This window comes from Massilia forsythiae, assembly GCF_012849555.1.
GTDB lineage: Bacteria > Pseudomonadota > Gammaproteobacteria > Burkholderiales > Burkholderiaceae_D > Telluria > Telluria forsythiae.
This window is the reverse complement of the sequence record NZ_CP051685.1, coordinates 1,607,351-1,627,126: the sequence shown is the minus strand read 5'-3', so window position 1 is coordinate 1,627,126 and position 19,776 is coordinate 1,607,351. Positions and strand designations below refer to the sequence as shown.

19 protein-coding genes and 1 riboswitch are annotated in these 19,776 nt (G+C 65.3%); of the genes, 5 read left to right on the top strand and 14 right to left on the bottom strand.

Going from position 1 to position 19,776, the window contains the following annotated elements; genetic code table 11:
- Window positions 1-3: 3 nt before the first annotated feature.
- Complete coding sequence (gene gspF / locus HH212_RS06960) at window positions 4-1,224, top strand: type II secretion system inner membrane protein GspF (protein WP_169434745.1); 1,221 nt, start codon at window positions 4-6, stop codon at window positions 1,222-1,224.
- Between the two features lie 9 nt (window positions 1,225-1,233).
- Entirely contained in the window at window positions 1,234-1,977 is a 744-nt protein-coding gene (locus HH212_RS06955; RefSeq protein ID WP_169434744.1) for a hypothetical protein, read from the top strand.
- Between the two features lie 35 nt (window positions 1,978-2,012).
- Here the strand turns inward: HH212_RS06955 and HH212_RS06950 are convergent, their stop codons facing one another.
- The 11 genes from HH212_RS06950 to HH212_RS27250 all read right to left on the bottom strand — a co-directional run bounded on the left by HH212_RS06950 (window position 2,013) and on the right by HH212_RS27250 (window position 12,491).
- Window positions 2,013-2,846, bottom strand: coding sequence for a helix-turn-helix domain-containing protein (locus tag HH212_RS06950; RefSeq protein ID WP_169434743.1), 834 nt, complete (start codon window positions 2,844-2,846; stop codon window positions 2,013-2,015).
- A gap of 184 nt (window positions 2,847-3,030) precedes the next feature.
- Entirely contained in the window at window positions 3,031-3,228 is a 198-nt protein-coding gene (locus tag HH212_RS06945; RefSeq protein WP_169434742.1) for a hypothetical protein, read from the bottom strand.
- 32 nt (window positions 3,229-3,260) lie between these two features.
- Window positions 3,261-4,604: an ATP-dependent protease ATPase subunit HslU gene (gene hslU, locus HH212_RS06940; protein WP_370663932.1), complete on the bottom strand. Its 1,344-nt coding sequence runs from the start codon at window positions 4,602-4,604 to the stop codon at window positions 3,261-3,263.
- A 26-nt stretch (window positions 4,605-4,630) separates the two neighbouring features.
- Complete coding sequence (hslV, locus tag HH212_RS06935; RefSeq protein WP_169434741.1) at window positions 4,631-5,167, bottom strand: ATP-dependent protease subunit HslV; 537 nt, start codon at window positions 5,165-5,167, stop codon at window positions 4,631-4,633.
- A gap of 231 nt (window positions 5,168-5,398) precedes the next feature.
- A complete protein-coding gene (locus HH212_RS06930) occupies window positions 5,399-6,838 on the bottom strand; it encodes an STAS domain-containing protein (RefSeq protein ID WP_169434740.1) in 1,440 nt (479 codons plus the stop codon).
- 245 nt (window positions 6,839-7,083) lie between these two features.
- Window positions 7,084-7,536, bottom strand: a complete 453-nt coding sequence (dksA, locus tag HH212_RS06925) for an RNA polymerase-binding protein DksA (protein WP_169434739.1) — start codon at window positions 7,534-7,536, stop codon at window positions 7,084-7,086.
- 286 nt (window positions 7,537-7,822) lie between these two features.
- On the bottom strand, window positions 7,823-8,902 hold the full coding sequence (locus HH212_RS06920; protein ID WP_169434738.1) for a CobW family GTP-binding protein: 1,080 nt from the start codon (window positions 8,900-8,902) through the stop codon (window positions 7,823-7,825).
- Between the two features lie 135 nt (window positions 8,903-9,037).
- On the bottom strand, window positions 9,038-10,006 hold the full coding sequence (locus HH212_RS06915) for a tyrosine-type recombinase/integrase (RefSeq protein WP_169434737.1): 969 nt from the start codon (window positions 10,004-10,006) through the stop codon (window positions 9,038-9,040).
- Between the two features lie 2 nt (window positions 10,007-10,008).
- Window positions 10,009-10,701 (bottom strand): DUF484 family protein, encoded by a 693-nt coding sequence (locus tag HH212_RS06910; protein ID WP_169434736.1) that lies wholly within the window; start codon window positions 10,699-10,701, stop codon window positions 10,009-10,011.
- Window positions 10,702-10,850: 149 nt separating this feature from the next.
- Complete coding sequence (locus tag HH212_RS06905) at window positions 10,851-11,927, bottom strand: porin (protein ID WP_169434735.1); 1,077 nt, start codon at window positions 11,925-11,927, stop codon at window positions 10,851-10,853.
- Window positions 11,928-12,206: 279 nt separating this feature from the next.
- Window positions 12,207-12,491: a hypothetical protein gene (locus tag HH212_RS27250; RefSeq protein ID WP_229217784.1), complete on the bottom strand. Its 285-nt coding sequence runs from the start codon at window positions 12,489-12,491 to the stop codon at window positions 12,207-12,209.
- On the opposite strand from HH212_RS27250, the gene HH212_RS06900 reads away from it, so the two are divergent.
- On the top strand, window positions 12,433-13,929 hold the full coding sequence (locus tag HH212_RS06900; RefSeq protein WP_370663931.1) for a tetratricopeptide repeat protein: 1,497 nt from the start codon (window positions 12,433-12,435) through the stop codon (window positions 13,927-13,929). The two genes, HH212_RS27250 and HH212_RS06900, sit on opposite strands and share 59 nt — an antisense overlap.
- Before the next feature lie 37 nt (window positions 13,930-13,966).
- On the opposite strand, the gene dapF is transcribed toward HH212_RS06900, so the two are convergent.
- The 3 genes from dapF to HH212_RS06885 are packed head-to-tail and all read right to left on the bottom strand — an operon-like array spanning window position 13,967 to window position 16,601.
- A complete protein-coding gene (gene dapF, locus HH212_RS06895) occupies window positions 13,967-14,818 on the bottom strand; it encodes a diaminopimelate epimerase (protein ID WP_169434733.1) in 852 nt (283 codons plus the stop codon).
- A 26-nt stretch (window positions 14,819-14,844) separates the two neighbouring features.
- Complete coding sequence (locus HH212_RS06890; RefSeq protein ID WP_169434732.1) at window positions 14,845-15,708, bottom strand: LpxL/LpxP family acyltransferase; 864 nt, start codon at window positions 15,706-15,708, stop codon at window positions 14,845-14,847.
- Window positions 15,705-16,601 (bottom strand): lysophospholipid acyltransferase family protein, encoded by an 897-nt coding sequence (locus HH212_RS06885; protein ID WP_169434731.1) that lies wholly within the window; start codon window positions 16,599-16,601, stop codon window positions 15,705-15,707. Before HH212_RS06885 ends, HH212_RS06890 begins: the two co-directional genes overlap by 4 nt.
- A gap of 204 nt (window positions 16,602-16,805) precedes the next feature.
- On the opposite strand from HH212_RS06885, the gene metK reads away from it, so the two are divergent.
- Together metK and ahcY are read left to right on the top strand one after the other, a co-directional pair.
- A complete protein-coding gene (metK, locus tag HH212_RS06880; RefSeq protein ID WP_169434730.1) occupies window positions 16,806-17,975 on the top strand; it encodes a methionine adenosyltransferase in 1,170 nt (389 codons plus the stop codon).
- A 249-nt stretch (window positions 17,976-18,224) separates the two neighbouring features.
- A riboswitch (S-adenosyl-L-homocysteine riboswitch) is annotated at window positions 18,225-18,297 on the top strand.
- A 28-nt stretch (window positions 18,298-18,325) separates the two neighbouring features.
- A complete protein-coding gene (gene ahcY, locus HH212_RS06875; protein WP_169434729.1) occupies window positions 18,326-19,744 on the top strand; it encodes an adenosylhomocysteinase in 1,419 nt (472 codons plus the stop codon).
- Window positions 19,745-19,776: the final 32 nt, after the last annotated feature.

Sequence of the window (19,776 nt, the reverse complement as noted above, 5' to 3'; positions counted from 1 at the left end):
CGCATGCCGGCCTTTCGCTACGAAGCCGTCGACAACGGCGGCGTGACCCGCAAGGGCGTGCTCAACGCCGACAGCCCGCGCGCGGCGCGCGCCGACCTGCGCCTGCAGGGCTTGACGCCGCTGAACGTGGAAGCCATCGCGGCCCAGGTCGACGACAGCGGCGCGGCACGCGCGCGCAGCTTTGGCGAGCGCCTGTCGCAGGTCGAGCTGGCCCTGTTCACGCGCCAGCTGGCCAGCCTGCTGGAAGCGGGCCTGCCGCTGGAACAGGCGTTCACCGCCTTGCTGGAGCAGGCCGAGCGCCCCTACGTGCGCGATTTGATCGCCTCGATTCGCTCGGAAGTCATGGGCGGCGCCTCGTTCTCGAGTGCGCTGTCGCGTCACCCGCGCGACTTCGCCGAGATCTACCGCGCGCTGGTGACTTCCGGCGAGCAGATCGGCCAGCTGGCGCGCGTGCTGTCGCGCCTGGCGGACTACATCGAGCGCCGCAACGCACTGGTGCAGCGGGTACGCCTGGCCTTTACTTATCCGGCGATCGTGACCGTGGTGGCGTTCGCGATCGTGATCTTCCTGCTGACCTATGTGGTGCCGCAGATCGTCTCGGTATTTGCCAACACCAAGCAGAAATTGCCGGTGCTGACCGTGATCATGCTGGGCGTCTCGAACTTTACGCGCGCTTACGGCATCTATGTCGGATTGGCGGTCATCGCGGCCTGGTTCATGTGGCGGCGCGCGCTGCAGAATCCGGTACTGAAACGGCGCTGGCATGCCTGGCTGCTGAATGCGCCGGTGTACGGCAAGTTCGAGCGCAGCCTGAACACCGCGCGCTTCGCCAGCACGCTGGCGATCACCACCGGCTCCGGGGTGCCGATCCTGCGCGCGCTGGATACCAGCCGCGAGACGCTGTCCAACGTGGCCATGAAGGAACTGGTGGAGCAGGCCACCGGCAGCGTGCGCGAAGGGGCCAGCCTGGCGCGCGCCTTGTCGGCGCAAAAATATTTTCCGCCGATGCTGGTGCACATGATCCGCGCCGGCGAAATCACCGGCGAATTGCCGGCGATGCTGGAACGCGCCGCCAGTTCGCAGCAGGCCGACCTGGAGCGGCGCACGCTGACCATCGCCGGCCTGCTGGAGCCGGTGCTGATCCTGGCCATGGGCCTGGTCGTGCTGCTGATCGTGCTGGCGGTGCTGATGCCGATCATTGAAATCAACCAGCTGGTGCGCTGAAGGACACCCATGAACAAGCGTTTGCCTTTACTTATGAGCTTGCTCGCCATGCTCGTGCTGGCGGCCTCGCTCGCCTACTGGATCATGCAATTGGTCCAGCCGCCGCAGCGCCCGATCGCCGCGGTGCCGCTGGCGGCCATGCCGGACCCGCCGATGGATGCCGCCGCTACCCTGTTCGGCGGCCAGATCGCGGTGGCCAGCGCAACCAATTACCAGCTCACCGGCGTGGTTTCGGCCGGCCGCGACAGCGTGGCGATCCTGGTGGCCGACAATGCGCCGCCGAAGGCCTTGCGCCTGGGGCGCGAACTGTCGCCCGGGATCACCTTGAAGGAAGTCCATCCGCGCTACGTGATGCTGTCGGATAACGGCATCGTCAAGCGGGTCGACCTGGCGCCGGACGCCAAGGCGGCGGCGCCGATGGGCGGCGCACCCGGCGCCGCGGTACCCAATCCGGGCATGGCGATGCAGGCGCCGTCGGTCACGCCGGTGACCCCCGCCGGTACCGAAGCCAGTCCGGCATTGGGCGCGCCGGTGCCGGCGGACGCCGCGCCGGCCAATGTCGGCGGCGGGCAACCGCAGCCGCCGCTGTCGCCGGGTGCGGTGTCGCAGCAATTGCCGGGCAGCGGCCAGATCGGTCCTTCAGGGCAGGCGCCGGCGCAGGGTGGCAACAACCAGCAAGGCGCGCCGGTGCAGATGGCGCCGCCGAGCCGCTCGGGCAACAGTCCGGTCAGCCAGGTGCCGCCGACCCAGTAGCCCCCAGTAGCCCCCAGTAATCGCCCGGTAGCGGTTTATCCGCTGACCGCAGGCCCGATAGTCGTCGTTCCGCTGCTCGCCGTTTCGCTGCTTGGCGAGCCGTTCAGCGGCGCCGCTGCCGCGCTTGCGGCCTCAGGCTGGCGCCGCAGCGCGGTGAACGCCGCCAGCTCCCATGAACGAAAACCGACCAGCAAGGTAAAACCGTCGCGCTCCTGCGGCGCCAGGCGGCGGTCGTTGCGGTGCAATCTCGCCAGGTCGGCCGCCAACTGGTGGATGCGTTCGGCCACTTCGGCAGCGCTGGCCAGCGACAGGCGTGCCGGCAGGCACATCAGGGTTTCGCCGGCGCCGTCGAAGCGTCCGTTGAAATAATCGCCGATGACATGCTGTCCGAAAAAGCGCTGTACGGGGCCGTCCGGCAGCCAGCGGAAGGCGTTCGAGACACGCAGCGTGTAGCGGTTCAGCGGTTTCAGTTCGATCACGCCGAGCCGGTCGAGTTCCACCAGCAGGCCGATGCATTCGGCCTGCGTCAAACGATAGGTTTCCAGTACTTGTTCCAGCGTCCAGTGGCCGAGGCAGCAGATCGCCATCAGCAGCAGGCGCGGATTGGCGACCAGCGCGTTTTCCTGGAGCAGGGTGAGGGTAGCGGCCCGGGGACGCGCATCGGCGGCGCGGCGCAGCACGTCTTCCAGGGCGATGCCGGCCGCCTGGCAGATCTGCGCCAGGCGCGACAGGGTCATGTCCTTCTGGCCGAACATGCGCTTGATGCTCGACTCGCTCATCGCGATGCGCTCGGCCAGCATTTTATAGGTGATGCCGGTGGCGCGCAGTTCGGCGCGTAGGATGTCCAGCAGCATGTCTGGAGAGCTCATGGCGTATGGGTTCGTTACTGGAGATAACGAATGTACAGAAGAGTGGAAGCGTGTTCAAGGCATGCGGCATGCCTTGATCCTGGCTTGATGATGCCGCCGCCGGTGTGGCGGGGCGGAGACCGGTGCGGCCGGCGGTGGCACGCCGCCGCACACGCGGACGGCGTGCACGGGCGCCGGCAGGCGTTCAGTCGTCTTCCGGCGCCAGCCCGGCCTTTTTCAAGGCCCGCTTGGCCGCCAGCCGTTCGCTGGCCTCGGGTTTCGCGTGCGCCCCGGCCACACGCTGCTTGGCGAAGCCCGCGAACGGGTTGCGCGGTTTCAGGGGCGGCGCCGGCTCCACGCGCAGCCGCATTTTCTGGCGGGTCGCCAGCGCCTTGTTTGCCATTGCCGCTTCCTTTCCGTTACAACACGTGACGCTTACAGGACATAGCGCGACAGATCCTCGTTCTCCGCCAGCTTGTCGAGCCGTTCGTTGACGTAGGCGCTGTCGATCACCAGGGTATTGCCCGACTTGTCGCTGGCCGAGTACGAGATTTCTTCCAGCAGCTTTTCCATCACCGTGTACAGGCGGCGCGCGCCGATATTCTCGGTGCGTTCGTTGACGGAGTAGGCGATCTCGGCCAGGCGATGGATGCCTTCTTCCACGAACGACAGCGTCACGCCCTCGGTCGCCAGCAGCGCTTCGTACTGCTTGGTCAGGCTGGCGTCGGTGGAAGTCAGGATGCTCTTGAAATCCTCGATCGACAGCGATTCCAGCTCGACCCGGATCGGGAAGCGGCCCTGTAGTTCCGGAATCAGGTCCGACGGCTTGGACAGGTGGAAGGCGCCCGAGGCGATGAACAGGATGTGGTCGGTCTTGATCATGCCATATTTCGTGTTCACCGTCGTGCCCTCGACCAGCGGCAGCAGGTCGCGCTGCACCCCGGCGCGCGAGACGTCGGCGCCGCCGTGTTCCGAGCGCGACGCGATCTTGTCGACTTCGTCGAGGAAGACGATGCCGTTCTGCTCGACGTTGGCAATCGCCTTCTGCTTCATCTCGTCTTCGTTGACCAGCTTGGCGGCTTCCTCGTCGACCAGGATCTTCAGGGCGTCCTTGATCTTCATCTTGCGCGCCTTCTTGCGTGCGCCGCCGACGCCGGAGAACATCGACTTGATCTGCTCCGTCATCTCTTCCATGCCCGGCGGCGCCATGATTTCCATCTGCGGCGCCGATTCCGCCACCTCGATCTCGATTTCCTTGTCGTCGAGGGCGCCTTCGCGCAGGCGCTTGCGGAAGGTCTGGCGCGTGGTGTCGCCGCCGCTGCCTTCCTTGGCATCGCCGGCCGGGGCGCTGACGTTGAAGCCGAAATCGCGCGCCGGCGGCACCAGGATGTCGATCACGCGGTCCTCGGCGGCGTCTTCGGCGCGCTGGCGCATCTTCTTCATTTCGCTGGCGCGGGTCTGCTTGACGCCGATGTCGATCAGGTCGCGGATGATGGTGTCGACATCGCGGCCGACATAGCCGACCTCGGTGAACTTGGTCGCCTCGACTTTGATGAAGGGCGCGTCGGCCAGCTTGGCCAGGCGGCGCGCGATCTCGGTCTTGCCGACGCCGGTCGGACCGATCATAAGGATGTTCTTCGGCGTGATCTCGTGGCGCAGCGGCTCGTCCACCTGCTGGCGGCGCCAGCGGTTGCGCAGCGCGATCGATACCGCGCGCTTGGCCTTGCCCTGGCCGACCACGTGCTTGTCCAGTTCGGAAACGATTTCCGAAGGGGTCATGCTGTTCATGTTCTTGCTCACGCCGCTTACTCCAGGGTTTCGATGATGTGGGACATGTTGGTGTAGATGCACAGCTCGCCGGCGATGGTCAGCGCCTTCTTGACCACGTCCGCCGGGGGCAGTTCCGTGTTTTCCTGCAGCGCCTTGGCGGCCGATTGGGCATAGATGCCGCCCGAACCGATGGCACCGACGCCGTCTTCGGGTTCAAGCACGTCGCCGTTGCCGGTGATGATCAGGGTCTTTTCGCGGTCGGCCACCAGCAGCATCGCTTCCAGGCGGCGCAGCACGCGGTCGGTGCGCCAATCCTTGGCCAGTTCGACCGAGGCGCGCAGCAGATTGCCCTGGTGCTTTTCCAGCTTCGCCTCGAAGCGGTCGAGCAGGGTGAACGCGTCGGCGGTGCCGCCGGCAAAGCCGCATAACACCTTGTTCTGGTAGAGCTTGCGCACCTTGCGCGCCGAGCCCTTCATGACGACGTTGCCCAGGGTGACTTGTCCATCGCCACCCAGCGCAACCTGGTTGCCGCGCCGGACGCTCAGGATCGTCGTGCCGTGAAATTGTTCCATATTTGCCTCGTGATTGATCTGCTCTCCGCAAGTGGGGATCGCACAACAAATTGCAAGACGATAAGGATGAGCGACTGGAACGGGCAGGGCGGACGTGACCGGCGCGGCGGCTTGTTCGCCGGGCGTTCAGCCCGGCTCGCTCCATGCGGTAATATCGGGCACATGGATAGCCGCGCCGGCGCCGGTCCCGGCACAGCCGCCTTTGTTCATCCGGTCTGCCATGACAGGCGCTCAATAGCGGTGCGCATACAAGCGCACTTGCGCACCGCTGCCCAGCAGCCGCAGCAACGCCGCCACCAGGTGATTCACGTCGCGCAGTTCGACTGCGCGGCCGCCGCCGGCATGGCGGCGCAGCCGTGCCAGCAGGGCGCCGGCGGCGTGGTAATCGATACGCGCGAGGCGGGAACAGTCCAGTACAAGCGGCGGGCGCGGCGGCGGTGCCGGCATGTCGGCGGCATCCGCGATGGCGGCCTCCTCGTCCGGTACGCCGGCATAGGCATCGATCGCGTCCAGCAGCGCCGTACTGTCGCCTTCGACGATGCCGGGCAACATGAAGCGGTCGCCGGCAGCCGGCGGCAACGGCGCGGCGCCGACCCTGGGCGCGCTGCGCAGCGGCGCTTCGAACGAGGGCGGCGAGACTTCGAAGGTGACGCAGTAATCCATCGCCGTCTCTTCGAAATCCTTTTCGCGGTTCATCAGGAGCAGTAGTTCGAGCAGCAGCAGCCAGGGCGCCTGGCCGGCGCCGCGCTCGCCGATCGCCAGCATCGGGCGCAAAACACCGGCCAGGTGTTCGGCGCCGGCCGGCACCAGCTCGCGCCCGGCGCGGCGCAGGGTCTGCAGAGCATCGAGCAGCAGCGCGCAGCCTTCGGGGGTGGCCGAGGCGATGGCGCCGAATTCGAAGCGCACCACGGCCGCGGAAGAGGGGGCCAGCACGCGCGCCAGTTGCGCGCCGATGCCGGCATCGAGCCGGCCGCCCAGGCTGGCGGTCGGGGCGACGCCGGAAAAGCCGCTGCGGGCGCCGGCATTGCCAAGCGTCCCGGCACTGGCCGCCGTGTTCGCCATGAACGGCGGCTGGTAAGTCGGCGGCGAAGTCTCGAAACGGCTGGCGTAGTCGATCGCGATGCTCTCGAACGCTTCTTCACGGGCGCCGGCCTGGTACAGGTCGAACAGCATCCACCAGGGCAGGCGGTCATGCCTCGTACCTGACAGGATGGCACGCAGGGAGTGCTCGGCGGCATCGGCCTGGCCGTTGGCATACAGGATCGCAGCTTCCTCGACCGCCGGCGCGCTCGACGGCTGGACGACGCTGTCCGGCATGCCTGCGGCGCCGAACAGGGCATCGGTGTCGGGGCCGGCGGCGCCGTCCGGAATGACCGACACGGGCGCGTCTGCCGCCGCAGCCGGTACCGCCGCCGGGGCACGGCGCGGCAACGTCCACGGCTCGTCGTCGAAGATGTCGGATGTCATCTCCAGCTCGATCGCGTCGATCTTGGCGGCAGTGGCGCGTGCGATCTCGCGCTGGCGTTCGCGCTCGGCTTCGGTGTCGAGCGGCATACGGGTGACCGGATTACCGGGCAGGGCCGGGCGTGCGCCGGCATCGGCCGGGCGTGCGTGTGCCGCCGCCTGCACGGACGGATTCTGCTTTTTTTTCAGGAAGGAAAAAAGCCCCACGTCGCTCCTCGTCTACCCTCGTTCGCCGGTCGAGACAGTAGCATGGCGGCGCGGGGTAGGCCCTGCGCACGCCTGCGCTGCATCAAGCATCCGCCAAGCTGATCACAGTGTATCCCATGGGAAATTATTTTGCGTATTGCATAGCATGCGGTGCAAACAAAAAGAGCATGTGCGATGCACATGCTCTCTCGTTGCTTCACCTGTATGCTGACGCGGATCGCGTGGGCTGCTGCGCTTGGCGGCGCTCAGTCGCCGTACAGCTTCTGCTTCAGTTCGCGGCGCTGCTGGGCTTCCAGCGACAGGGTCGCGGTCGGACGGGCGATCAGGCGCGGGATGCCGATCGGCTCGCCGGTTTCCTCGCACCAGCCGTATTCGCCGGACTCGATCGAGGCCAGCGATTGCTGGACCTTCTTGAGCAGCTTGCGTTCGCGGTCGCGCGTGCGCAGTTCGAGCGCGTGTTCTTCTTCGATGGTGGCGCGGTCGGCCGGATCGGGCACCAGCACCGTTTCGCGCAGGTGCTCGGTGGTCTCGCCGGCATTTTTCAGCAGCTCCTTTTCGAGCTCCTGCAGGCGGTTCTTGAAGAACGCCAGCTGGGCCGGGTTCATGTAATCCTCGTCGCTCATCGCCCGAATTTCTTCTTCCGTCAGGAGGCGTTCTTCGGGCTGCGCAACGGTATTCGGTTTCGTTGTTTTAGTCATGACTTCACTTACCTTTGATACGACAGAGTTTCCATTTTATCAGCTAACTCGGCACTCGCCACGGTTTGCGGCATGCACCGGCAGGCTGCCGTAATGGCGGGCGTCGACCTCACCCCGCCGGTCCCGCCTCGGCTCCGGGTGGAGGCTCTGAGCAGAACTGGTTGTGCTTTAAAGAAAGTATTGCGACCTGAATCATACATGTTTGTACGTGCTGCCAGCGCCCGCCAAAACAGCGCCCGTCGACGATCGCCGAGTTGTCGAAGCGGTCATGCAGAACCGCAGTAGTTTATACCAAACACTGTTCCAGTCCGCGGATAAACACATCTTTTGGTAAATTTTTACCAATAAACACCATCTTGCTGCCGCGTGCTTCGCCATCCGCCCACTTTGCACCGAGGTCGCTGCCCATAATTTGATGCACGCCTTGAAATACGACCTTGCGATCCGCGCCCTCCATCGACAGCACACCTTTATAGCGCAGCATGCTGGGCCCGAACACTTGTACTATGCTGCCGAGGAATTGATCCAGACGCTCGGGATCGAATGCCCGCTCGCTCTTGAACACGAAGGCGGCGATATCGTCGCTGTGGTGCGAATGGTGGTGGTCGTGTCCATGATGGCAGGCTTCGGTGTGCACGTGTCCTTCCTCGTCGCAGTGTGCGTGATCGCCGTCGTGTCCATGGCCGTGCGCATGCCCGTGCCCGTCGTCGGTGGCGAGGAAATCCGGGTCCAGTTCCAGCTTGTCGTTCAGGTTGAACCCGCGCAGGTCGAGCACGTCGCCGATCGGCGCGCGGCCGAAATCCGAGGTGCTGATCGGGGCGCGCGGATTGATGCGGCGGATGCGCGCCTTGAGCGCCTCCAGGGCGGCGACATCGACCAGGTCGGTCTTGGACAACAGGATCTTGTCGGCGAACCCGACCTGGCGCTGGGCTTCCTCATGGCGGTCGAGCTGGTCCATCGCATGGCGCGCATCGACCACGGTCACCACCGCGTCCAGCAGGTAATGGGCGCCGACTTCCTCGTCGACGAAGAAGGTCTGCGCCACCGGCCCTGGATTGGCCAGGCCGGTGGTTTCGATCACCACGCGGTCGAACCGGATCTCGCCGGCGTCGCGCTTGCGCGCCAGGTTCGTCAGCGCCACGATCAGGTCGCCGCGCACGGTGCAGCAGATGCAGCCGTTGTTCATCTCGACGATCTGTTCGCCGGCATCCTGCACCAGGATCTCGTTGTCGATGTTTTCCTGGCCGAATTCGTTTTCGATGACGGCGATTTTGAGGCCGTGTTCTTCCTGCAGGATGCGGTTGAGCAGCGTGGTTTTGCCGGCGCCGAGGAAGCCGGTCAGGATGGTGCTGGGAATCAATTCCATATGTCGCTCTTCGATCTGGATGCCGCGTCCACCGCGGAGAATCGGACGATTATGCCGGAATTTACCGAAGCTCACCACCGGCCGGGTCCGGGTTGCCATCCGGGCCAGGACGCGCCGGCGCATCGCGCCTCGGCGTCAATCCCGTTTCTTGGCGCGCGGATGGGTGCGGTCGTAGACCGCGGCCAGGTGCTGGAAGTCGAGCGAGGTATAGATCTGGGTCGAGGTGATGCTGGCGTGGCCGAGCAGTTCCTGTACCGCGCGCAGGTCGCCCGAGGATTGCAGCAGGTGCGACGCGAATGAGTGCCTCAGCACGTGCGGGTGCACGTGGACCGGGGTGCCGGCCTTGAGCGCATGGGCTTTGAGGCGCAATTGCACCACGCGCGGGCTGACCCGGGTGCCGCGCTCGGACAGGAACAGCGCCTGGCTGCCGTCGCGCGCCGGCGGACGCACCCCCAGCCAGGCCGTCAAGGCGTCGCATGCCGGCGCACCGACCGGAACGCGGCGCATTTTGCTGCCCTTGCCGGTGACGACCACTTCCTGCGCTGCCAGCTCCAGCCAGCCGAGCGAGGCCGGTGCACCATCGCGCGCCGCCACATGGTGAACGTCGAGGCCGGCCAGTTCGGATACGCGCAGGCCGCTCGAATACAGCAGTTCGAACATGGCGCGGTTGCACAATTGCGCCGCGTCCGGATGGCCGTGCGCATTGCCTTCCATCAGCTGGACAGCATCGTCCACCGCCAGCGCCTTGGGCAGGCGGCGCGCGCGGCGCGGCGCGCGGATACCCTCGACCGGATTCGCTTCCAGCGGCAACTGGCGCGACAGCCAGTCGAAAAAGCCGCGCCAGCCGGACAGCTTGCGCGCGATCGAGGCCGGGCTCTGGCCCTCCGCATGCAGGCGCGCAGCGCAGCGCCGGATATCGAAGTGGGAAATGCGCAGCCAGTCGGGAGAGGGACCGGCATCGGCCAGTTTGGCCAGTTCGGCCAGGTCGCGCCGGTAGGCGCCGATCGTATGCGCCGACAACTGGCGCTGCGTGGCCAGCTCGAGCAGGTAGCGGCCGGGCCAGTCGACGGCGGCAATATCCCCGGTGGCGGCGCGTATTTCCATGCCTATTTGCGCAGCGGCGCCAGCGCAGTGCTGGCGGTCTCGCTGATATGGACCAGGAAGTCGGTGGCCATGGCGGCGCTGAAGCGTTCCGGATCGGGCGATCCCAGCACCAGCAAGCCGAAGGCGCTGCCGCCGGCGCGCAGCGGCATCAGCGCGGTCGAGCGCACCGTGGCGGCGTCGTCGAGCCAGCGCACCGCTTCGAAATCCTTGTTGGGGCCGCAATACGGCGCGCGCAGGCTGTTGGCGAACAGGCGCACGTCGTCGCTGACGCCGGCGCCGAACCAGGCGCCGGCGTACGGCGCGGCCAGGTTCCACAGGCGCAGGCTGGCGCGCGGCACGATGAAATGCGTGACCAGGCCATCGACCACGGCGTCCGGCATGGCCGCCGGCGCCGCTACAGGGGCCGAGGTATCGGCCTGCGCCGCCGTGCGCAGCAATTGCTGGGTCCAGCCATGGAAACGGTTGGCGATCGCCGTGTTTTCCTCGCCGCGCCGCATCAATTCCGCCATGCGCAGTTCGAGCGCCTTGTACTTGGCGCGCATGACTTCCATCTGGCGTTCCTGCAGCGAGATGGCGCGGCCGGTCAGCGGACTCGACAGTTTCACTTCGCCCAGCAGCTCGACGTGCTCCTCGAAAAACTGCGGATGGTCGGCCAGGTAGCGGGCAACGGCGGCGGAGTCCAGCGGTGAAGTCATGAACGGTCGTGCGAAGTGGCTCGGAAGATGCATTTTAACCGACTGCATCCGCGCCAGGCAGCGAAACGGGCGCCAGATGCAGCAAGGGCGGACCCGGTTGCCCGGGTCCGCCCTTGCGCAAGCGGCAGCGGGACGAATCCCGCTTCAGCTTAGAACGAGTGGTTCACGCCGACGTCGTAGTGGTTGACCGTCGGGGTGGTCGCCAGGTTGCCGGTGATGGCGTTGACGATGTTCTTCTTGCGGGCTGCGTCGACGTACAGGTAGGTACGCTTCGACAGGTTGTACTCGTAGCCCAGCGACAGCTGCTTGGTCTTGGCGGTGTTTTCCTGGTGCTTCTGACCATAACCAGCCAGGAACTTGCCCGGACCCATGCCGTAGGTGGCGCCGACCAGCCATGCGCGGATTTCCGGACGCAGGGTGTTGGTGTGCTCCAGGTTCTGGTGCGAGTAGGTCGCCATCAGCTTCAGGTTGTCGTTGACGGCGAACGAACCGGCGCCCGACCAGACCTTGCTTTCGACGGCGTTACGCTCGTAAGCCAGCATGGCTGCAGCCGGACCGTTGTTGTAGGTCGCAGCGACCGAGAACGGGTTGGCCGATGCCTGTGCGCCTGCAGCGTACGAGGTCGAGCCGGCGCCGATGCCGGTGATGGCGGTGCCGTTCGAGACAGCTTCCTTGGTTGCCCACGAAGCATTGACCTGGAAACCGCTGGTGACCGGCGAGTTATAGAAGATCGCGTTCGAGATACGGTTGGTGTTGGCACCCGAACCGGCGGCGTTGGCGCCCGAATCCAGCGGAGCCGAGTTGAAGCCGGCGACACTGATGTCGGTATAGAAACCGGCCGGGGTCGGCAGGCCGTGGAACGGCTCGAACGAACCGACGACTTCCTGGAACGGGGTCAGGCCACGGCCCAGGCGGACCATACCGAAATCACCCTGCAGGCCGACGCGGCTCTGGCCCTGGAACAGCGGACGGGTATTGTTTTCGACGGTGCCGGTATCCGGCTCGTAACGAATTTCCAGCTGGAACAGAGCTTTCAGGCCATTGCCTAGGTCTTCGGTACCTTTGAAGCCCAGGGTGTTGGCGGCGCGCTTGCCGATGGCAACAGTCTGGTCGGTACGCTTGACGACGCCGGCGTCGACGGTACCGTAGATCTGCACGGCGGTCTGCGCGTGCGCCACGCCAGCGAAGGCGCCCAGCAGAGCGACTGCCACGAGTGATTTTTTCATCTAGTTCTTTCCTTATAAAATGAATCGCAGGAATCCAGAGAGCATTGAGATTTGTTGTAGTTTCTGAACACTCGGATGTGTGAACCTTAAATGCTTAATGCGTCAAGATTGCCGTATTTGTCAATTATGACCGTTCGACTTGGTGGAAAGCCAATAAATCGAATCGTGCTGTTGTATTTTCGAAACGGCTGAGCTGGTCCTCTGCACCAAACTTAAGCATTGTTTAAGTTTCCTCTAGTCATCATCCTGAGGGTCCGTGATATAGGCATTTGTCCGGCCTCAAACCCTTTGAACATCGCAATCGAATTGCCCCGGCAAGGCTTTAGACTCTGGCCCATCCGGTTTGTGGTGCCGGAATGACATGCCGATCAGGCTTATCGGACGCCAACGTGCTTCTTCTGCACGTATTTCACAGGCGTCTTTAATTTTCAGAAAATGAGCGATGGCAAATCGTGAAGAATTAGCGATCATCCGCGGTGCTCGTGCCGGCCGCAGCGATTCCCAGTTGGCGCTGGGCCGTTTGTATTTATTTGGCAGCAACGGTTTACCGAAGAGCTTGCCCACCGCCCTGCATTGGCTCGACCGTGCTGCACAACAAGGGTGCACCGAAGCCTGGCAGCTGATTGGTAACCATATTCCCCTTGAACTGGCCCAACAAAGCCCGCAACCGGTCAGCCGCTGGTATGAGCGTGCCTATGATGGCGGCCTGGTGCGTGCAGGGCTGGTGTATGCCCAGCTCGTCCTCGAAGCGCGCGAAGCGTCCATGGCGCCACAGCAGCGCGCCAAGGCCCTGCGCGCGCTGGAGGATGCCGGCCGGGCCGGCTTCGCCCAGGCGCAATGGCTGCTGGCGCGCGAACACGGCGTCGACCTGCCCGATACGCGCCCGGGCAAGGGCGGCAGCGGCGAGGATGCCGCTCGATCCGGGCAACGCTGGCTGCGCGAGGCGGCCGACAGCGGCGTCGCGCCGGCACAGTTCGCTCTGCTGGAACAGGACTGGAAAGCCGGCGACCACGCTGCCTATCTGGCGCGCGCGTTGCCGCTGGCGCGCGCCATGGCCGGCTCCGACGCTGCCCGCGACGGCAGCTGCGCGCGCCTGGCGCCGGACGAGGTGACGTTGCTGTCGCGCTGCGCGCGCCTGGTTGCCGGCGCCGCCGTGGCGCACGACGTCGCCCCCGGCGAATTGCATGCGTTCTGGGAACTGGCGGCGGCGGAACAGGACCGGCACGCCCAGTTTTCGCTCGGCCTGTGGTGCGCGCGCATGCGCGTGGACGGCAAGCGCATCGATGCCGGCGGCGGCGCGGCCAATTTCAAGAAGGCGGTGCGCTGGCTGGTGCTGGCAGGCGAGCAGGGACTGGCCGAAGCCTGGTATGCCTTGTCGCGCATCTATATCAAACCCGAATATTCGCAGCGTAACGTCGTGGAAGCGCAGCGCTACCTGGAGCGCGCCGCCGAGATGGGCCATCGCGACGCCCAGCTGGAGTGCGGCAACGCCGCCTGGCGCGCGCGCCGCGAAAACGAGAGCAACGATGTGCGCGCCGTGTTCTGGCTGCAAAAGGCGGCGGTCCAGGCTTGTCCCAAGGCGGCTGCAGCGTTGCGCAAGATCGCGCCGCGCACGCCAGAAGCCTGGCCCGGGCTGGCGCCGCTGCTTGCCGGGCACGACCTGTCGGCGCATCCGCTGCTGGCGGCGCGCCTCGAACTGGCGCTGGTCTTCGGACTGAGCCGTGCCGAAACACTATTGCTTGACGTTAAGCAAGCCGATCAGGGGCATTGCCTGGTGGTCGACATCCGCGCCAGCTACGGCCGCAGCCGGCGCCGCCTGGTACTGGTGGAAACGGCGCAGGAGCGCCAGCTGCTCGATCGCGCCGCCGAACTGTTCGACAGCGTCGATTGCGGCCCGGGCGGGTCGGAAGGGAATTACCGGCAGCGCCTGTACCGCTTGCGCACCCTGCTGCCGGAAGCGGAAGGCGCCGGGGGCGACCTCGATTACGGCATCGCCGCCTGAGGACAGCGGTAGGGAAGGCACGGCGACGGTACCGTGATCACAGGTCGATCTCGCCTTCGAACACGCTAACGGCCGGACCGCTCAGGAATACCGGCTCGCCTTCGCCGGCCCAGCCGATCGTCAGCGCGCCGCCGCGCGCCTCGACCTGTACCGGCGAATCCAGCAAGCCACGGCGGATGCCCGCCACCACCGCGGCGCAGGCGCCGGTGCCGCAGGCCAGTGTCTCGCCCGCGCCGCGCTCGAACACGCGCAGTTTCACATGGCCGCGGTCCAGCACCTGCAGATAGCCGGCATTGACCCGCTTCGGAAAGCGCGGGTGGTGTTCGATGGCGGGACCGGTGTCCGCCACCGGGGCAGTGTCGACGTCGTCGACCACCTGCACCGCATGCGGATTGCCCATCGAGACCACCGACACCAGGATTTCCTGGCCATGGACCGCGATCGGCCACAGGGTATCGCGTCCTTGCGCCACACCCTTCAGGCCGCCGGCGTCAAACGGCACCCGCGCCGGTTCCAGCACCGGCGCGCCCATGTCGACCGTGACGCTGCCATCGTCTTCCAGGCGGGGGGTGATGATGCCGGCCATGGTCTGCACCCGGATGCTGCGCTTTGGCGTCAGGCCCTGCTCGCTCACGAAGCGCACGAAGGCGCGCGAGCCGTTGCCGCACTGCTCGACCTCGCCGCCATCGTTATTAAAAATGCGGTAGCGGAAATCGCAGTCCGGGGCGGTCGGGCGCTCGACCACCAGGATCTGGTCGGCGCCGATGCCGAAGCGGCGGTCGGCCAGGCGCCGCCACTGGTCCGGTCCGAAGTCGATGTGCTGGTTGATGGCGTCGATGACGATGAAGTCGTTGCCGGCGCCGTGCATCTTGGTGAATTTCAGTTTCATGGTGAACGCTAATATAGGTGCGAGTGCTAATCGTAGAACGACGGCTCGCCCGGCGGCCGCGTCTTGAAGCGCTTATGCGTCCAGAAGTATTCGGCGGGGTGTTCGCGCACGCGCTCCTCGATGAAGGCATTCATGCGGCGGGTGGCGGCGACCATGTCGCCGCCGGGGTAATCTTCCCATGCCGGGTAGAACGTCACGCGATAACCTTTGTAGTTCGGCAAGAACGTCGCCACGATCGGAATCACCTTGGCGCCGGTCGCGGCCGACAGACGGCCGAGGGCGGTCAGGGTAGCGGCCGGAATGCCGAAGAAGGGGACGAAGGCAGCATCCTTTTCGCCGAAATCCATGTCCGGCAACATGAAATAGGGCAGGCCGTCGCGCAGCGCGCGCAGGATCGGCTTGATGCCGTCGTCGCGCGTGAACAAGCGTACCGGGCCGTAGCGCTCGCGGCCGTAGCGCAGCAGATCGTCGAAGGCCTTGTTCTTTTGCGGCGAGTACATGGTCGAGAGCGGAATCACGCGCGCCGCCACGCCGGCCACGTCCAGGCACACGAAGTGCGGACACAGCAGGATGGTGGGACCGCTTTCCATTTGTTCCTGCGGCACTGCCGGCACCACCTCGATCAAGCCGTGGATGCGTTCGAACGACGCCCACCAGATCAGCGAGCGCTCCAGGATGCTGCGCGAATAGCCCTGGAAATGGCGCTTGGCGATGGCGACGCGCTCGGCCTCGCTCAGTTCCGGCATGCACAGGCGCAGGTTGATCAGGGCGATCTTGCGCCGTTTCGGAATGGCGTAATACATCATCCAGCCGATGGCGTTGCCGATGCGGCCGAGGATCGGCAGCGGCAGCCAGTGCAGCAGCCACAGCAGGGCAATCAGGAGCCTCATGCGACCGCCCCGCTTTCCGGCGCCGCCACGCCTTGCGGACGTTTGTAGCGGTTGTAGCTCCAGAAATACTGGGATGGGCAACGAGCGATCAATTGTTCCATCGCTCGGTTGATGGCGGCCGCCTGTTCGACCGGGGTGGCGGCCATTGCCGTGGCGGCCATCGCCGTGGCGGCCACTGCCGTGCCGGCCATGCTACCTTCGAACGGCACGAAGCGGATCGCATAGCCGCGCCCGCGCGGCAGGCGTTCGGCGTACACCAGCAGGATGTCGGCCTTGCCCAGCTGAGCCAGCTTGGCCGGCAGCGTCATCGTGTAGGCATCCTGGCCGAAGAACGGCGCCCACACGCCTTCTCCCTCCTGCGGCACCTGGTCGGGCAGCACGCCGACCGGCTGGCCCGCCTTGAGCGCCTTGGCCAGCATGCGCACGCCGGACAAATTGGCCGGCGCCAGGTGCATGTGCTGGCGCGCGCGCGCGCCTTCGACCAGTGGCTTGAGCGCGCTCTGGCGCGGCGGGCGGTACATGACGGTCAGTTCGACGCGCAGCGACACTTGCTGGGCGGTCAGTTCGAAGCAGCCCAGGTGCGGGGTGAGGAACACGATACCCTTGCCACTGTCGAGCCGGCGCTGCACCAGTTCCCAGTTTTCCATGGTCACGTGGCGGGTGACGCGTTCCTGCGGCGCGCACCAGACGAACGGCAGCTCGGCCAGCGCCTTGCCGGATTCGGCAATGGCAGCGCCCAGGGATGCGCCGTACCCGGCGCGCTCCAGGTTGGCGCGCAGGCGCCGGCGGTGGGACGGGGACAGCAGGTAGACCAGCCAGCCGAGCAGCGCGCCGAGCGCATGCAATACCGGCAGCGGAAACACTGCCAGGAAACGAAACAAAAGGACAAGCATTATCGAAGCAAAAGGACAAGCATGATTGATCGAGGTTGAGGCGGCACGTCTTGCCGCACCAAAATTCTTTTAAGGAGCGTAAAATAACACTTTGGGCAGTATCCGCGGAGTTAATGACAACTTGCGAAGCGGAATATAAATATCGCTAAAGCGTCGCAGGCTTCCGTACTGCGGCATTTTCAAACAGTATCAGGAGCCTTATCAATGTCTTCGAACGACTTCCTCTTCACTTCCGAATCCGTTTCGGAAGGCCACCCGGACAAGGTCGCCGACCAGATTTCCGACGCCATTCTCGACGCCATCCTGGAGCAGGATCCGACCGCGCGCGTGGCTGCCGAAACCCTGTGCAACACGGGCCTGGTGGTGCTGGCCGGGGAGATCACCACGCACGCGAACGTGGATTATATTCAAGTCGCGCGCAACACCATCAAGCGCATCGGCTACGACAATACCGATTTCGGCATCGACTACAAGGGCTGCGCCGTCATGGTCTGCTACGACAAGCAGTCGCCCGACATCGCCCAGGGCGTCGACGAAGGCGCCGGCATCGATCTCGACCAGGGCGCCGGCGACCAGGGCCTGATGTTCGGCTATGCCTGCGACGAAACCCCGGAACTGATGCCGGCCGCGATCTATTACGCGCACCGCCTGGTCGAGCGCCAGTCGCAGCTGCGCAAGGATGGCCGCCTGCCGTGGCTGCGTCCGGACGCCAAGTCGCAGGTCACGCTGCGCTACGTCGACGGCCGTCCGGTGTCGGTGAACACCGTCGTGCTGTCGACCCAGCACGCGCCGGAAATCGGCCACAACCAGATCGAAGAGGCGGTGATCGAAGAGATCATCAAGCCGGTACTGCCGCGCGAATGGCTGCAGGATACCCGCTACCTGGTCAACCCGACCGGCCGCTTCGTCATCGGCGGCCCGCAGGGCGATTGCGGCCTGACCGGCCGCAAGATCATCGTCGACACCTACGGCGGCGCGGCGCCGCACGGCGGCGGCGCCTTCTCCGGCAAGGACCCGTCCAAGGTCGATCGTTCGGCCGCCTACGCCGCCCGCTACGTCGCCAAGAACGTGGTCGCCGCCGGCCTGGCGCGCCAGTGCCAGGTGCAGGTCAGCTACGCGATCGGCGTGGCGCGTCCGATCAATATCACCGTGTACACCGAAGGCACCGGCGTGATCTCCGACGAGAAGATCGCGCAGTTGGTGATGGAACATTTCGACCTGCGCCCGAAAGGCATCGTGCAGATGCTCGACCTGCTGCGCCCGATCTACCAGAAGAGCGCCGCCTACGGCCACTTCGGCCGCGAAGAGCCGGAATTCAGCTGGGAGCGCACCGACAAGGCGGCCCTGCTGCGCGCCGAAGCCGGCCTGGCCTGATCCCACAAAGGCTGCGAGGGCAACGCAGCGTAGCGTGGACGGCTTTGCCGTCCACGCGTGCAACTCACCGTGTGCAACTCACGCATGCGAGTTACGCCGATGGCGCCGATTACCGCGTGGGCGGCATGGCCGCCTCGCCGGCCACGTTCACCTGTCTGTCCGTGGCGAGGGTGCGACAACGGCCGCCGATGCGCATCTTCTACCTGCCGGGGCCAGCAGCGGCAGCACGGCACTCGTGCTACACTACTGAATTCCGAGGAGCGTTGCGACGAAAGAGTCTTCTTTCGCCAGGCTCGGATCATCAACACCGCGCTCACGTTACTTTTTTCTTAACTTGAAAGGAGGGCGTGATGAGCGCCGTACTCAAAGACACCACCACCCAGGACTTCCTCGTTGCCGACATCGGCCTCGCCGCATGGGGCGAAAAGGAAATCCGCATCGCCGAAACCGAAATGCCGGGCCTGATGGCCATCCGCGAGGAATACGCCGCCAGCCAGCCGCTGAAGGGCGCGCGCATCGCCGGTTCGCTGCACATGACGATCCAGACCGCGGTCCTGATCCGCACCCTGGAAGCGCTGGGCGCGCAGGTGCGCTGGGCGTCGTGCAACATCTATTCGACCCAGGACCACGCCGCCGCCGCCATCGCCGCGGTCGGCACGCCGGTGTTCGCGATCAAGGGCGAGACCCTGGACGAGTACTGGGAATATACCCACCGCATCTTCGAATGGCCGGGTAATGAGCATGCCAACATGATCCTGGACGACGGCGGCGATGCGACCCTGCTGCTGCACCTGGGTGTGCGTGCCGAGAAGGACATCGCCGTTCTGGACAAGCCGGGTTCGGAAGAAGAGATCTGCCTGTTCAACGCGATCAAGGGCCGCCTGGCCGTCGATCCGCAGTGGTATTCGAAGCGCCTGCCGGAAATCAAGGGCGTGACCGAGGAAACCACCACCGGCGTGCACCGCCTGTACCAGATGCACCAGGACGGCAAGCTGGCCTTCCCGGCGATCAACGTCAACGACTCCGTCACCAAGTCGAAGTTCGACAACCTGTACGGCTGCCGCGAATCGCTGGTGGACGGCATCAAGCGCGCCACCGACGTCATGGTGGCCGGCAAGATCGCCGTCATCGCCGGCTACGGCGACGTCGGCAAGGGTTCGGCGCAGGCGATGCGCGCGCTGTCGGCGCAAGTCTGGGTCACCGAGATCGACCCGATCTGCGCACTGCAGGCGGCCATGGAAGGCTACCGCGTGGTGACCATGGATTACGCGGCCGAGCATGGCGACATCTTCGTCACCTGCACCGGCAACTACCACGTGATCACCGAAGAGCACATGAAGCGCATGAAGGACCAGGCGATCGTGTGCAACATCGGCCACTTCGACAACGAAATCGAAGTCGCCGCGCTCAAGAAGTACGAGTGGGAAAACATCAAGCCGCAGGTCGACCACGTGATCTTCCCGGATGGCAAGCGCATCATCCTGCTGGCTGAAGGCCGCTTGGTGAACCTGGGTTGCGGTACCGGCCACCCGTCGTACGTGATGAGCTCGTCGTTCGCGAACCAGACCATCGCCCAGATCGAACTGTTCGCCAATACCGGCAACTACCCGGTCGGCGTGTACACGCTGCCGAAGCACCTGGACGAAAAAGTGGCGCGCCTGCAGCTCAAGAAGCTGAACGCCAAGCTGACCGAGCTGACCGACGAGCAAGCCGCCTATATTTCGGTGAGCAAGGCCGGTCCGTATAAGCCGGATCATTACCGTTATTAATCTGGTAATATTTTCGGTTCGTTGGCAGCGCA